The following is a 13,941-nucleotide window of genomic DNA, read 5'->3' on the forward strand; positions in this document are numbered from 1 at the left end:
TCTCGCCTCTCGGGAGCGCTGTGACCTGCGGCACGGGCATTCTGCCCAATGTCACGCGCCCTTGGCCAGGGTCGCCACACCCGAATCGAGCGAGGCTCGACCGAGGCCCGCGGGGCATCAAACATTCACTCCCATCGCCGCGCCACCAGGTCCCATACGGTTTCGGCCAGGGCCTCCTTGGGCCCGTACGGTACGGGTGTCTCGGTGCCGTCGGCGCCCAGGACGACCGCCTCGTTCTCCTCGGAGCCGAAGGTCTTGCGCTCGCCCACCTCGTTCACCACGAGGAGGTCGCATCCCTTGCGCTCCAGCTTCTTGCGGCCGTTGGCCAGGACGTCGTCCGTCTCGGCGGCGAAACCGACGATCAGCTGGCCGGCGCGGGCCCGGTCGGTCGAGATCTCCGCGAGGATGTCCGGATTCCGCACCAGGACGACGGGCTCCGGCTCCTGGTCGCCTTTCTTCTTGATCTTTCCGGCGGCGTAGGTCGCCGGGCGGAAGTCCGCGACCGCCGCCGCCATGACCACCGCGTCGGCGTCCGCGGCCGCCTTGAGGACCGCCTCCCGCAGCTGTACGGCCGTGCCGACCTGCACGACGTCCACCCCCGCCGGGTCGGGCAGCCCGGTGTTGGCCGCGATCAGCGTGACACGGGCGCCCCGGGCGGCGGCGGTGCGGGCGAGGGCGTAGCCCTGCTTGCCGGAGGAGCGGTTGCCGAGGAAGCGGACCGGGTCGAGGGGCTCGCGCGTGCCGCCGGCGCTCACGACGACGTGCCGGCCCGCGAGGTCCGGCTCGGTGACGCCCCGGGCCAGCACACGGCGGCAGACCTCGAAGATCTCGGCCGGCTCGGGCAGTCGGCCCTTGCCGGTGTCCACGCCGGTGAGGCGGCCGACGGCGGGCTCGATGACCACGGCGCCGCGTCGGCGCAGCGTCGCCACGTTCTCCTGGGTGGCCGGGTGCTCCCACATCTCGGTGTGCATGGCGGGAGCGAAGACCACCGGACAGCGTGCGGTGAGCAGGGTGTTGGTCAGCAGGTCGTCGGCGAGGCCGTGCGCGGCCTTGGCGAGCATGTCGGCCGTGGCCGGGGCGACGACCACCAGGTCGGCCTGCTGGCCGATGCGGACGTGCGGGACCTCGTGGACGTCCTCCCAGACCTCCGTCGAGACGGAGTGGCCGGACAGGGCGGACCAGGTGGCGGCGCCGACGAAGTGCAGCGCGGAGGCGGTGGGCACGACCCGGACGTCATGGCCGGACTCCGTGAGTCTGCGCAGCAGCTCACAGGCCTTGTACGCGGCGATGCCGCCACTGACCCCCAGAACGACCTTCGGCTTGTCCACCGTCTCTCCCCGGACTCGGCAACGTACGACTCCACAGTGCATCACTGCGGGGGACGACCCCCGCACCCCCGACAGAACCACAGGCCCGGCAGTCGCGCTGCCGGGCCTGTGGAAAAGTCAGCTGCAAGCTGTAAATCGTACTTACTGCGCCGGGCCCTCTACAGCCTCGGACGTCAGCAGACCCGCGTTGATCTCGCGCAGGGCGATCGAGAGCGGCTTCTCGTGGACGTGGGTGTCGACGAGAGGACCGACGTACTCGAGGAGGCCCTCGCCGAGCTGCGAGTAGTACGCGTTGATCTGGCGGGCCCGCTTGGCCGCGTAGATCACGAGGCTGTACTTCGAGTCGGTGGCCTCGAGGAGCTCGTCGATCGGCGGGTTGATGATGCCCTCGGGCGCGGAGATGGAAGAGGACACGCTCTACCTTCCGATGGATGGGAAAGATTCAGTGCGACTGATCAGGCCCGACCAAACGATCAAGCTTGGACGATCAGTCACGATCACACAACGTCCATCAAGGCTAGCAGCTCGCGCGCCACGTCCTCGACGGAGGTGTTGACCAAGGTCACATCGAACTCCGGCTCGGCCGCCAGCTCGATCTTCGCCGCGTCGAGGCGGCGTTCGATCACCTCGGGCGGCTCGGTGCCACGTCCGGTGAGTCTGCGCACGAGCTCCTCCCAGGAGGGAGGGGCCAGGAACACCAGTTGAGCCTCCGCCATGGACTCGCGGACCTGCCGCGCGCCCTGGAGGTCGATCTCCAGCAGGACGGGCTCACCCGCCTCCAGCCGCTCCAGCACGGCTGCACGCGGAGTGCCGTAGCGGTTGCCGGCGAACTCGGCCCACTCCAGCAGCTCGCCGTTGGCGATCAGCTTGTCCATCTCTTCGTCGGTGACGAAGAAGTAGTGGACTCCGTGCCGCTCGCCGGGGCGGGGCTTGCGGGTCGTCGCCGACACCGAGAGCCAGACCTCGGGGTGTTCCTTGCGCATATGGGCGACGACCGTGCTCTTGCCGACCCCGGAGGGGCCGGAGAGCACGGTCAGCCGCGGACGTTCACTCATGCAGCGATTATTCCAGCAATCCCGGAGTGCCCGGGACTCCCGGTCCGGAGCACCCGGACTCAGGAGCCGGTGCTGCCGAACTCACGCTCCAGGGAAGCGATCTGATTCGAACCGAGGCCACGAACGCGGCGGCTCTCGGAGATGCCGAGTCGCTCCATGATCTGCTTGGCGCGGACCTTGCCCACGCCCGGCAGGGACTCGAGCAGGGCGGAGACCTTCATCTTTCCGATGACGTCGTTCTCCTGGCCCTGCTTGATGACCTCATGCAGGGAGGCGCCGGAGTGCTTGAGTCGATTCTTGACCTCGGCCCGCTCCCGGCGAGCCGCGGCGGCCTTTTCGAGCGCGGCTGCGCGCTGTTCAGGGGTAAGGGGCGGAAGAGCCACGCCTACGTCACCTCGGATGTCGAACTGTCGGATACGGACCGGTGAGGAACCTAGTCGCCCCACACCTGGGGAGCTACGAGCAACACGCTTGCCCGTTCACCCCCACTACCTAATGGGTGCGGGAGCTGCCCCCACCCGTCGGAGACTAGCGGGCAAGTCCGCCAGAGTCAGCGAGAACAGCGGAAAAGTCCTGGTCAGCCTCCGTCAGGCCGGACATTTAGGACATAATGCCCCGGATTTGAGGATGTATTCAGACTCAAGTCGGCTTCGAGTCACTCATCGGAGGTCTCCCGCGAGGGGTCGAACGTCCCTGACGACGGTCAGTCGACCGTCACAGCCTTCCGGATCTCCTCAGCGAAGCGTGACGCGGCCTCACGCAGCGCGACGACGTCGGGCCCGTGCCGCAGCACACCCCGGCTGACGTTCGGCACGACATTGCCCACCGCGGCACCGAAGACCCGGCGAAGATCGGATGGCGTGGCGCCCTGGGCCCCGATGCCGGGCGCGAGGAGAGGACCGTTGATGTCAAGGTCGTACGTCGACAGGTCGCCGAGCGTGGCGCCGACGACCGCTCCGAAGGAACCCAGCGGCTCCTCCCCCACGTTCTCGGCCGCCAGGTGCGCCAGCATCGTCGCGCCGACGTTACGGCCGTCCATCCGGACCGCGTGCTGGACCTCGCCGCCCTCCGGGTTCGAGGTCAGGGCGAGCACGAACAGGCCGGTGCCGCTCTCCCGGGCCAGCGCGACGGCCGGGGACAGCGAGCCGTAGCCGAGGTACGGCGAGACGGTCAGCGCGTCCGAGAACAGCGGGGAGTCCTTGTGGAGGAAGGACTCCGCGTACGCGGCCATGGTCGAGCCGATGTCGCCGCGCTTGGCATCCATCACCACCAGCGCCCCGGCCGCCCGCGCCTCGGCGACCGACCTCTCCAGGACCGCGACACCGCGCGACCCGAAGCGCTCGAAGAACGCGCTCTGCGGCTTGAGCACGGCGACCCGGTCGGCCATCGCCTCGACGACCGTGCGGCTGAACCGCTCCAGGCCTGCCACGTCGTCGTTCAGGCCCCATTCGGCCAGCAGGGACGCATGCGGGTCGATGCCGACGCACAGCGGGCCGCGCTCGTCCATGGCCCGGCGCAGGCGCGTACCAAAGGGTTCCAGAGCACTCATGCGGTCTTCCTTGCCTTCCTGACGTCGGCGCCGACCGCGTCGGCGAGGGTGGCGTACGGGCTGGTGCGCAGGCGTGCGGCGAGGCCCTTGTGGATGGCGCGGCCCCAGAAGGGACCCTCGTAGATGAAGGCGCTGTATCCCTGGACCAGCGTGGCGCCCGCCAGGATGCGCTGCCAGGCGTCCTCGGCGTTCTCGACGCCCCCGACGCCCACGAGGGTGATCCGGTCGCCCACGCGCGCGTACAGGCGCCTCAGCACCTCCAGGGAGCGCGCCTTCAGGGGCGCTCCGGAGAGACCGCCGGTCTCCTTGACCAGGGTAGGTTCGGATTTCAAACCGAGACCCTCGCGCGTGATGGTCGTGTTCGTGGCGATGATCCCGTCCAGGCCCAGCTCCACGGCCAGGTCGGCGACCGCGTCCACGTCCTCGTCGGCGAGGTCGGGCGCGATCTTCACGAGGAGCGGGACGCGACGGCCGGTGACCGTACGGTCGGCGGCCTCGCGGACGGCCGTCAGGAGGGGGCGCAGCGCCTCGGTGGCCTGGAGGTTGCGCAGGCCGGGCGTGTTGGGTGAGGAGACGTTGACCACCAGGTAGTCGGCGTAGGGCGCCAGCCGCTCCGTCGACTTCACGTAGTCACCGGCGGCCTCCTCCTCCGGGACGACCTTGGTCTTGCCGATGTTGACGCCTACGACGGTCCGGAAGACCGGCTCACGGGACGCCAGGCGGGCCGCCACGGCCAGCGAGCCCTCGTTGTTGAAGCCCATGCGGTTGATCAGCGCCCGGTCCTTCACAAGGCGGAACAACCGCTTCTTGGGGTTGCCGGACTGGGCCTCCCCGGTGACCGTGCCGATCTCGACGTGGTCGAAGCCGAGCATCGACATCCCGTCGATCGCGACCGCGTTCTTGTCGAAGCCGGCGGCGAGCCCGAAGGGGCCGTGCATGCGCAGGCCGAAGGCCTCGGTGCGCAGTTCCTCGTAGCGGGGCGCGAGTGCGGCCGCGACGAACGTGCGCAGCACGGGGATGCGGACGGCGAGGCGGATCCAGCGGAAGGCCAGGTAGTGGGCCTTCTCGGGATCCATTCGTTTGAAGACGAGGTTGAAGAAGATCTTGTACATGGTGTCCTCATGAAGAGGGGGACACCGTTTCCGGTGTCCCCCTCGTCGGCTGCTAGTCGCGGGCCGCGGTCAGGCGTTCCGCGTGTTCCTGGAGCGAACGGACGCCCACATCGCCGTGGTTGAGGGCGTCGATGCCCTGGACGGCGGCGGCGAGCGCCTGGACCGTCGTCAGGCACGGGACCGACCGCGCCACGGCCGCCGTACGGATGTCGTAGCCGTCGAGGCGGCCGCCGGTGCCGTACGGCGTGTTGACGATGAGGTCGACCTCGCCGTCGTGGATGAGCTGGACGATGGTCTTCTCACCGTTCGGGCCGGTGCCCTCGGACTGCTTGCGCACGACCGTGGCGTTGATGCCGTTGCGCTTGAGCACCTCGGCCGTGCCGGACGTGGCGAGCAACTCGAAGCCGTGGGCGACCAGTTCACGCGCCGGGAAGATCATCGAGCGCTTGTCGCGGTTGGCGACCGAGATGAAGGCGCGGCCCTTGGTCGGCAGCGGCCCGTAGGCGCCCGCCTGCGACTTGGCGTACGCCGTGCCGAAGACGGAGTCGATGCCCATGACCTCACCCGTGGAGCGCATCTCCGGGCCGAGGACGGTGTCGACGCCGCGGCCGTGGATGTCCCGGAAGCGGGACCACGGCATGACGGCCTCCTTGACGGAGATCGGAGCGTCGAGCGGCAGCTCACCGCCGTCGCCGGTCGCCGGAAGCAGCCCCTCCGCCCGCAGCTCGGCGATGGTCGCGCCCAGCGAGATCCGGGCGGCTGCCTTCGCCAGCGGCACCGCGGTCGCCTTCGAGGTGAACGGGACCGTACGGGACGCGCGCGGGTTGGCCTCCAGGACGTACAGGATGTCGCCGGCCATCGCGAACTGGATGTTGATCAGGCCGCGCACCCCTACGCCGCGAGCGATGGCCTCCGTGGAAGCCCTGAGCCGCTTGATGTCGAAGCCGCCCAGCGTGATCGGCGGCAGGGCGCACGCCGAGTCGCCGGAGTGGATGCCGGCCTCCTCGATGTGCTCCATGACGCCGCCGAGGTAGAGCTCCTCGCCGTCGTAGAGCGCGTCGACGTCGATCTCGATCGCGTCGTCCAGGAACCGGTCGACCAGCACCGGCCGCGAGGGGCTGATCTCGGTCGACTCGGCGATGTAGGACGCCAGCCGCGTCTCGTCGTAGACGATCTCCATGCCGCGCCCGCCGAGGACGTACGACGGCCGCACCAGGACCGGGTAGCCGATCTCGTCGGCGATGGCCTTGGCCTCGGCGAAGGTGGTGGCGGTGCCGTGCTTGGGGGCCGGGAGGCCGGCCTCCGCGAGGACGCGGCCGAACGCGCCCCGGTCCTCGGCCGCGTGGATCGCCTCCGGCGAAGTGCCCACGATCGGCACGCCGTTGTCCTTCAGCGCCTGCGACAGGCCCAGCGGGGTCTGTCCGCCCAGCTGCACCACGACACCCGCGATCGGGCCGGCCAGCGACTCCGCGTGGACGATCTCCAGCACGTCTTCCAGCGTCAGCGGCTCGAAGTACAGGCGGTCGGAGGTGTCGTAGTCCGTGGAGACGGTCTCCGGGTTGCAGTTGACCATCACGGTCTCGTACCCGGCGTCGCTCAGCGCGAAGGAGGCGTGGACACAGGAGTAGTCGAACTCGATGCCCTGGCCGATGCGGTTCGGGCCGGAGCCCAGGATGATCACCGCGGGCTTCTCACGCTGTGCGACCTCGGTCTCCTCGTCGTAGGAGGAGTAGAAGTACGGCGTCTTGGCGGCGAACTCGGCGGCGCAGGTGTCGACCGTCTTGTAGACCGGGCGGATGCCGAGCGCATGCCGGACCTCGCGCACGACGTCCTCGCGCAGCCCGCGGATCTCGCCGATCTGCTGGTCGGAGAACCCGTGCCGCTTGGCCTCGGCCAGCAGGTCGGGGGTCAGCTCCGGGGCCTCGGCGAGCTCGTCGGCGATCTCCTTGATGAGGAAGAGCTGGTCGACGAACCAGGGGTCGATCTTCGTGTACTCGAAGACCTCCTCCGGCGTGGCACCCGCGCGGATGGCCTGCATGACGGCGTTGATCCGGCCGTCGGTGGGCCGTACGGCCTCGCGCAGCAGCTCGGCCTTGTCGCCGGGCTCGCCGACGAACGTGAACTGGCTGCCCTTCTTCTCCAGCGAGCGCAGCGCCTTCTGGAAGGCCTCGGTGAAGTTGCGGCCGATGGCCATGGCCTCGCCGACCGACTTCATGGTGGTGGTCAGCGTGGAGTCGGCCTGCGGGAACTTCTCGAAGGCGAACCGCGGGGCCTTCACGACCACGTAGTCGAGCGTCGGCTCGAAGGAGGCCGGGGTCTCCTGCGTGATGTCGTTCGGGATCTCGTCGAGGGTGTAGCCGACGGCGAGCTTGGCGGCGATCTTGGCGATCGGGAAGCCGGTCGCCTTGGAGGCGAGGGCCGAGGAACGCGACACGCGCGGGTTCATCTCGATGACGATCACGCGGCCGTCGTCCGGGTTCACCGCGAACTGGATGTTGCAGCCGCCGGTGTCGACGCCGACCTCGCGGATGACGGCGATGCCGATGTCGCGCAGGATCTGGTACTCGCGGTCGGTCAGCGTCATCGCGGGCGCCACGGTGATCGAGTCACCGGTGTGCACGCCCATCGGGTCGAAGTTCTCGATGGAGCAGACGACCACGACGTTGTCGTGCTTGTCGCGCATCAGCTCCAGCTCGTACTCCTTCCAGCCGAGGATGGACTCCTCCAGGAGCACCTCGGTGGTGGGAGACAGGGTCAGGCCCTGGCCGGCGATGCGGCGCAGCTCCTCCTCGTCGTGCGCGAAGCCGGAGCCGGCACCGCCCATGGTGAAGGAGGGGCGGACGACGACCGGGTAGCCGCCGAGCGTCTCGACGCCGGCGAGGACGTCCTCCATGGAGTGGCAGATGACCGAGCGGGCGGACTCGCCGTGGCCGATCTTGCCGCGGACGGCCTCGACGACCTCCTTGAACAGGTCGCGGTCCTCGCCCTTGTTGATCGCCTCGACGTTGGCGCCGATCAGCTCGACGCCGTACTTCTCGAGGGTGCCGGCCTCGTTCAGCGAGATCGCCGTGTTGAGGGCCGTCTGGCCGCCCAGGGTCGGCAGAAGCGCGTCCGGGCGCTCCTTGGCGATGATCTTCTCGACGAACTCCGGGGTGATCGGCTCGACGTAGGTGGCGTCGGCGATCTCCGGGTCGGTCATGATCGTCGCCGGGTTGGAGTTGACGAGGATGACCCGCAGGCCCTCGGCGCGCAGGATGCGGCACGCCTGGGTGCCGGAGTAGTCGAACTCGGCGGCCTGGCCGATGACGATCGGGCCGGAGCCGATGACCAGGACGGACTGGATATCGGTGCGCTTAGGCACGCTGGCCCTCCATCAGGGATACGAAGCGGTCGAACAGGTAGGCGGCGTCGTGCGGGCCCGCTGCCGCTTCGGGGTGGTACTGGACGCTGAAGGCCGGGCGGTCGAGGAGCTGCAGGCCCTCGACCACGTTGTCGTTGAGGCAGACGTGGGAGACCTCGGCGCGGCCGTAGGGGGTGTCGGAGACCTTGTCGGTCGGCGCGTCGACGGCGAAGCCGTGGTTGTGCGCGGTGACCTCGACCTTGCCGGTCGTGCGGTCCTGCACCGGCTGGTTGATGCCCCGGTGGCCGTACTTGAGCTTGTACGTGCCGAAGCCGAGCGCCCGCCCCAGGATCTGGTTGCCGAAGCAGATACCGAAGAGCGGGGTGCCGCGCTCCAGAACCGCCTGCATGACGGAGACGGGGTGGTCGGCGGTGGCCGGGTCGCCGGGGCCGTTGGAGAAGAACACACCGTCGGGGTTCACGGCGTACACGTCCTCGGCGGTGGCCGTGGCCGGGAGCACGTGCACCTCGATGCCGCGCTCGGCCATCCGGTGCGGGGTCATGCCCTTGATGCCGAGGTCGACGGCGGCGACGGTGAACTTCTTCTCGCCGATCGCCGGGACGACGTACGTCTCCTTGGTGGCGACCTCGGCGGAGAGGTCGGCGCCCTTCATCTCGGGGGCCTGGCGGACCTCGGCGAGCATGGTGCCCTCGTCGGGCAGCGCGTTGCCGGAGAAGATGCCGACGCGCATGGCGCCGCGCTCACGCAGGTGACGCGTCAACGCGCGCGTGTCGATGCCGGAGATCCCGACGACGCCCTGGTGGCGCAGCTCGTCGTCCAGCGAGCGCTTGGCGCGCCAGTTGGACGGCACGCGCGCGGGGTCACGCACGACGTATCCGGCGACCCAGATCCGCTTGCTCTCCGGGTCCTCGTCGTTGACGCCGGTGTTGCCGACGTGCGGGGCGGTCATCACGACGACCTGGCGGTGGTACGACGGGTCGGTGAGGGTCTCCTGGTAGCCGGTCATGCCGGTGGAGAACACCGCCTCGCCGAAGGTCACCCCCACGGCCCCGTAGGCACGGCCGCGGAAGGTCCGGCCGTCCTCCAGGACGAGTACTGCGGGAACCTTGGCGGCTCCCCTTGTGGAGGTCGTCATCGTTCGGCGCCTTCCGTGCTGTTGATGTTGATCATGGAGTTAATGACGTCGACCCACTCGTTGTGCTCCGCCGCGTGGTCCGAGCGGAACCCCGAGTCGATCAGTCGTTCGCCGTGCGCCCAGGTCACCACGAGCAGTCCGCCCTCGGTCAGGACCTTGCCGGCGATGCCCTTGTCGAGCCGGGCCTCGCGCAGCTGCGTGGTCGGGACGAAGAAGTCGGTCGCGCCGGGGCGTACGACGTCCAGTCCCGCGTCGGTCAGCGTGAGCTCGACCCGGCTGCGGGTGCCGAGGCCGTGCGCCACGATGCGGTCCAGCCACTGACCGGCGGTGGTGGAGCCGTGGTAGCGGCCGCTCATGCTCAGTCTCGCCGGGCCGGGGACGTCCGGCGCGCTGGGCAGCTCGGGCAGGTCGCCCTGGAGCGTGCCGCGCCACTTCCAGCCCTCGCGCATCAGCCAGTAGACGAGCGCGACGAAGAGGACGAGTCCGACGACCCAGCCGACGCGGGCGGCCCAGTCGGTGACTTCGGCCGACTTCTGTTCGGCCGCGAGTCCGGTGCCGGCTGCGAGCAGTGTTGCAGGTGTCACGTGAGCTTCCCGTCGACGAGCGTGGCCTTGCCCCGGAGCCACGTGTGCGTCACACGGCCCGGCAGCTCACGCCCCTCGTACGGAGTGTTGCGGCTGCGCGAGGCGAAGCCCGCGGGGTCCACGGACCCACGGTATTCCGTGTCGACGAGCGTGAGGTTGGCGGGCTCACCAGCCGAGACGGGACGGCCGTGCCCCTTCGCCTGCCCGATCTGCGCGGGCTTGAAGGACATGCGCTCGGCGACCCCGGCCCAGGTGAGGAGCCCGGTGTCCACCATGGTCTCCTGCACCACTGACAACGCGGTCTCCAGGCCGACCATGCCCATGGCGGCCGCGGCCCACTCGCAGTCCTTGTCCTCGTGCGGGTGCGGGGCGTGGTCGGTGGCGACGATGTCGATCGTGCCGTCGGCGAGCGCCTCGCGCAGCGCCAGCACGTCACGCTCGGTGCGCAGCGGCGGGTTCACCTTGTAGACCGGGTTGTAGCTGCGGACCAGCTCGTCGGTGAGGAGCAGGTGGTGCGGGGTGACCTCGGCGGTGACGTCGATGCCGCGGGACTTGGCCCAGCGCACGATCTCCACCGAGCCCGCGGTCGACAGGTGGCAGATGTGGACGCGCGAGCCGACGTGCTCGGCGAGCAGGACGTCGCGGGCGATGATCGACTCCTCGGCCACCGCCGGCCACCCGCCGAGACCCAGCTCGGCGGAGACCACACCCTCGTTCATCTGGGCGCCCTCGGTCAGCCGCGGCTCCTGCGCGTGCTGGGCGACGACGCCGCCGAAGGCCTTCACGTACTCCAGCGCCCGGCGCATGATCACGGCGTCGTCGACGCACTTGCCGTCGTCGGAGAAGACGGTGACGCCCGCGGCCGACTCGTACATGGCGCCCAGCTCGGCGAGCTTCTTGCCCTCCAGGCCGACGGTCACGGCGCCGATGGGCTGCACGTCGCAGTAGCCGTGCTCCTGGCCGAGCCGGTAGACCTGCTCGACGACACCGGCGGTGTCGGCCACCGGGAAGGTGTTGGCCATGGCGAACACGGCCGTGTAACCCCCGGAGGCCGCCGCGCGCGTGCCGGTCAGCACGGTCTCGGAGTCCTCGCGTCCGGGCTCACGCAGGTGCGTGTGCAGGTCGACCAGGCCCGGCAGCAGCACCTTGCCCGCCGCCTCGACGACCTGGGCGCCCTCCGCGCTCAGACCGGTGCCCACCTCGGCGATGGTCCCGCCGTCGATCAGCACGTCCTGCGGCTCGCCGCCGAGCACCTTCGCACCACGGATCAGGATCTTGCTCATCTGTCTTACTTCTCCTCGGTACGGGGGTGGGTGACGGCGGGCTCGTTTCCACCGAGCAGCAGGTACAGGACAGCCATCCGGATGGACACTCCGTTTGCGACCTGCTCGATGGCGGTGCAGCGATCCGAGTCGGCGACCTCGGCGGTGATCTCCATGCCGCGGACCATCGGGCCGGGGTGCATCACGATGGCGTGCTCGGGCATCTTGGCCATGCGGTCGCCGTCGAGGCCGTAGCGCCGCGAGTACTCGCGCTCGGTGGGGAAGAACGCGGCGTTCATCCGCTCGCGCTGCACGCGCAGCATCATCACCGCGTCGGACTTCGCCAGCGTGCTGTCGAGGTCGTACGACACCTCGCAGGGCCAGGTCTCGACGCCGACGGGCACCAGGGTCGGCGGCGCGACGAGGGTGACCTCGGCGCCGAGGGTGTGCAGCAGGTCGACGTTGGAGCGGGCGACCCGGCCGTGCAGGATGTCGCCGACGATCGTGATGCGCTTACCGGCGAGGTCCTGCCCTATCCCGGCGTCCCGGCCGACGAGCCGGCGCCTCATCGTGAAGGCGTCCAACAGGGCCTGGGTGGGGTGCTGGTGGGTGCCGTCGCCGGCGTTGATGACGGCCGCGTCGATCCAGCCGGAGTTGGCGAGGCGGTACGGCGCGCCGGAGGCTCCGTGCCGGATGACGACGGCGTCGACGCCCATGGCCTCCAGGGTCTGGGCGGTGTCCTTCAGGGACTCGCCCTTGGACACGCTCGATCCCTTGGCGGAGAAGTTGATGACGTCCGCCGACAGCCGCTTCTCGGCGGCCTCGAAGGAGATACGCGTGCGTGTGGAGTCCTCGAAGAAGAGGTTCACGACGGTGCGGCCGCGCAAGGTCGGCAGCTTCTTGATCGGCCGGTCGGCGACCCGGGCCATCTCCTCGGCGGTGTCGAGGATCAGGACGGCGTCGTCACGGGTGAGGTCGGCGGCCGAGATGAGATGACGCTGCATCTGTCAGGCTCCGTAAGGCAGTTCAGGTCAGGAGAATTCGGACGGCACGCGCGCGTGGAGGCGCACCGAGCGGGCGTACGTCAGCGACGTACGCCTTACGCGTGCTACTGGGTCTGCTTGGCACCGAGCAGAACGGTGTCCCGACCGTCCTCCTCGGCGAGCTGGACCTTGACCGTCTCCCGCAACGACGTGGGGAGGTTCTTGCCGACGTAGTCGGCGCGGATGGGCAGTTCGCGGTGGCCGCGGTCGACGAGGACCGCGAGCTGGACCGCGCGCGGACGACCGATGTCGTTCAGGGCGTCGAGGGCGGCGCGGATGGTACGGCCGGAGAAGAGCACGTCGTCGACGAGGACGACGAGGCGGCCGTCGATGCCGTCACCGGGGATCTCGGTGCGGGCCAGCGCACGCGGTGGGTGCATGCGCAGGTCGTCGCGGTACATGGTGATGTCGAGCGAACCGACCGGGATCTTGCGGTCGGTGATCTCCTCGAGCTTGGCGGCGAGCCGCTGGGCGAGGAAGACGCCTCGAGTGGGAATGCCGAGGAGTACCACGTCGTCGGCGCCCTTGGCGCGTTCGACGATCTCGTGGGCGATGCGGGTCAATACCCGCGCGATGTCAGGGCCTTCGAGAACGGGCCTGGCGTCGGACGCTTGCGTGTCCTGCTGCCTGTCCATACGAAAAGGACCTCCTTCTCCGCCTCACGGGACGGACCTTAAAGGACGTCTGGTTTGCGCCATCCACGGTAGCAGGCCGACGGCGCGGCCCCGTTCACCCCCTTGGCCCAATCGGCCACCGATAGCACGGAAGAGTCGGTGTGGACCATTCGGCTTGACGCGCCAGAGTAACGCTGCGTAACCTCACAGTGAGTTACCAACCGCGCGGCATGGAACCCAAGCCAGTCGCGTCGACCCAGTGCCGGGGAGCTATATGTCCAGCGAATACGCCAAACAGCTCGGGGCCAAGCTCCGGGCCATCCGCACCCAGCAGGGCCTTTCCCTTCACGGTGTCGAGGAGAAGTCCCAGGGACGCTGGAAGGCCGTTGTGGTCGGTTCGTACGAGCGCGGCGACCGCGCCGTGACCGTGCAGCGCCTCGCCGAGCTGGCGGATTTCTACGGCGTTCCGGTACAGGAGCTGCTGCCGGGCACGACCCCGGGCGGCGCGGCCGAGCCGCCGCCGAAGCTGGTCCTGGACCTGGAGCGGCTTGCCCACGTGCCGGCCGAGAAGGCGGGTCCCCTTCAGCGCTATGCCGCGACCATCCAGTCGCAGCGCGGTGACTACAACGGCAAGGTGCTCTCGATCCGCCAGGACGACCTGCGCACACTCGCCGTCATTTATGACCAGTCGCCCTCGGTCCTGACCGAACAGCTGATCAGCTGGGGCGTCCTGGACGCGGACGCGCGCCGCGCGGTCACCCACGCCGAGGAGAGCTGAGCGCTCCACAACGGGTTCGGCCGATTTAGCAGAAACGTGCCGCCGGGGTGGCTGGAACTTTGCGGTTCCGGCCACCCCGGCGGCGTTCTGCGGGCCTGATGGGTTCCCCGTGGCACAGGA

General features: G+C 69.5%; 13 protein-coding genes. 1 reads left to right on the forward strand and 12 read right to left on the reverse strand.

The window, feature by feature from the left end; all coding sequences use genetic code 11:
• Window positions 1-125: 125 nt before the first annotated feature.
• From coaBC to pyrR, 12 genes are all read right to left on the reverse strand, one after another.
• Window positions 126-1,328 carry a bifunctional phosphopantothenoylcysteine decarboxylase/phosphopantothenate--cysteine ligase CoaBC gene (coaBC, locus tag ABD932_RS00485; RefSeq protein ID WP_345007925.1) on the reverse strand — a complete coding sequence of 401 codons (1,203 nt, stop codon included), beginning with the start codon at window positions 1,326-1,328 and terminating at the stop codon, window positions 126-128.
• Between the two features lie 141 nt (window positions 1,329-1,469).
• The gene (gene rpoZ, locus ABD932_RS00490) at window positions 1,470-1,742 is read right to left on the reverse strand and encodes a DNA-directed RNA polymerase subunit omega (protein ID WP_003988945.1); all 273 of its coding nucleotides are present in this window, start codon (window positions 1,740-1,742) and stop codon (window positions 1,470-1,472) included.
• 83 nt (window positions 1,743-1,825) lie between these two features.
• Window positions 1,826-2,446 carry a guanylate kinase gene (gene gmk, locus ABD932_RS00495; protein ID WP_486389361.1) on the reverse strand — a complete coding sequence of 207 codons (621 nt, stop codon included), beginning with the start codon at window positions 2,444-2,446 and terminating at the stop codon, window positions 1,826-1,828.
• Window positions 2,443-2,766 carry an integration host factor gene (locus ABD932_RS00500; RefSeq protein WP_003977346.1) on the reverse strand — a complete coding sequence of 108 codons (324 nt, stop codon included), beginning with the start codon at window positions 2,764-2,766 and terminating at the stop codon, window positions 2,443-2,445. The genes gmk and ABD932_RS00500 overlap by 4 nt, the downstream gene beginning before the upstream one ends.
• A 320-nt stretch (window positions 2,767-3,086) precedes the next feature.
• Complete coding sequence (pyrF, locus tag ABD932_RS00505) at window positions 3,087-3,932, reverse strand: orotidine-5'-phosphate decarboxylase (protein ID WP_345007928.1); 846 nt, start codon at window positions 3,930-3,932, stop codon at window positions 3,087-3,089.
• Window positions 3,929-5,044 carry a quinone-dependent dihydroorotate dehydrogenase gene (locus tag ABD932_RS00510; protein WP_345007930.1) on the reverse strand — a complete coding sequence of 372 codons (1,116 nt, stop codon included), beginning with the start codon at window positions 5,042-5,044 and terminating at the stop codon, window positions 3,929-3,931. The genes pyrF and ABD932_RS00510 overlap by 4 nt, the downstream gene beginning before the upstream one ends.
• Window positions 5,045-5,096: 52 nt before the next feature.
• On the reverse strand, window positions 5,097-8,405 hold the full coding sequence (gene carB, locus ABD932_RS00515) for a carbamoyl-phosphate synthase large subunit (protein WP_345007932.1): 3,309 nt from the start codon (window positions 8,403-8,405) through the stop codon (window positions 5,097-5,099).
• Window positions 8,398-9,540, reverse strand: coding sequence for a glutamine-hydrolyzing carbamoyl-phosphate synthase small subunit (gene carA, locus ABD932_RS00520; RefSeq protein WP_345007934.1), 1,143 nt, complete (start codon window positions 9,538-9,540; stop codon window positions 8,398-8,400). Before carA ends, carB begins: the two co-directional genes overlap by 8 nt.
• Window positions 9,537-10,124: a PH-like domain-containing protein gene (locus ABD932_RS00525; RefSeq protein ID WP_345007936.1), complete on the reverse strand. Its 588-nt coding sequence runs from the start codon at window positions 10,122-10,124 to the stop codon at window positions 9,537-9,539. The genes carA and ABD932_RS00525 overlap by 4 nt, the downstream gene beginning before the upstream one ends.
• Complete coding sequence (locus ABD932_RS00530; RefSeq protein ID WP_345007938.1) at window positions 10,121-11,407, reverse strand: dihydroorotase; 1,287 nt, start codon at window positions 11,405-11,407, stop codon at window positions 10,121-10,123. The genes ABD932_RS00525 and ABD932_RS00530 overlap by 4 nt, the downstream gene beginning before the upstream one ends.
• Before the next feature lie 5 nt (window positions 11,408-11,412).
• Complete coding sequence (locus ABD932_RS00535) at window positions 11,413-12,390, reverse strand: aspartate carbamoyltransferase catalytic subunit (RefSeq protein ID WP_345007940.1); 978 nt, start codon at window positions 12,388-12,390, stop codon at window positions 11,413-11,415.
• Between the two features lie 104 nt (window positions 12,391-12,494).
• Window positions 12,495-13,064, reverse strand: a complete 570-nt coding sequence (gene pyrR, locus ABD932_RS00540) for a bifunctional pyr operon transcriptional regulator/uracil phosphoribosyltransferase PyrR (protein WP_126390118.1) — start codon at window positions 13,062-13,064, stop codon at window positions 12,495-12,497.
• Between the two features lie 253 nt (window positions 13,065-13,317).
• Between pyrR and bldD the strand changes: the two genes are divergently transcribed.
• Window positions 13,318-13,821 (forward strand): transcriptional regulator BldD, encoded by a 504-nt coding sequence (gene bldD, locus ABD932_RS00545; RefSeq protein ID WP_019757325.1) that lies wholly within the window; start codon window positions 13,318-13,320, stop codon window positions 13,819-13,821.
• Window positions 13,822-13,941 lie beyond the last annotated feature (120 nt).

Origin of the sequence: Streptomyces shaanxiensis, from assembly GCF_039537145.1 — a bacterium.
In the GTDB taxonomy this organism is placed as follows: domain Bacteria; phylum Actinomycetota; class Actinomycetes; order Streptomycetales; family Streptomycetaceae; genus Streptomyces; species Streptomyces shaanxiensis.

Bases quoted from the DNA above. Each gene is read 5' to 3' on its own strand.
- ABD932_RS00510 (WP_345007930.1), bottom strand. From the start codon at position 5,044: ATGTACAAGATCTTCTTCAACCTCGTCTTCAAACGAATGGATCCCGAG.
- carA (WP_345007934.1), bottom strand. From the start codon at position 9,540: ATGACGACCTCCACAAGGGGAGCCGCCAAGGTTCCCGCAGTACTCGTC.
- ABD932_RS00535 (WP_345007940.1), bottom strand. From the start codon at position 12,390: ATGCAGCGTCATCTCATCTCGGCCGCCGACCTCACCCGTGACGACGCC.
- bldD (WP_019757325.1), top strand. From the start codon at position 13,318: ATGTCCAGCGAATACGCCAAACAGCTCGGGGCCAAGCTCCGGGCCATC.
- pyrR (WP_126390118.1), bottom strand. From the start codon at position 13,064: ATGGACAGGCAGCAGGACACGCAAGCGTCCGACGCCAGGCCCGTTCTC.
- pyrF (WP_345007928.1), bottom strand. From the start codon at position 3,932: ATGAGTGCTCTGGAACCCTTTGGTACGCGCCTGCGCCGGGCCATGGAC.
- ABD932_RS00530 (WP_345007938.1), bottom strand. From the start codon at position 11,407: ATGAGCAAGATCCTGATCCGTGGTGCGAAGGTGCTCGGCGGCGAGCCG.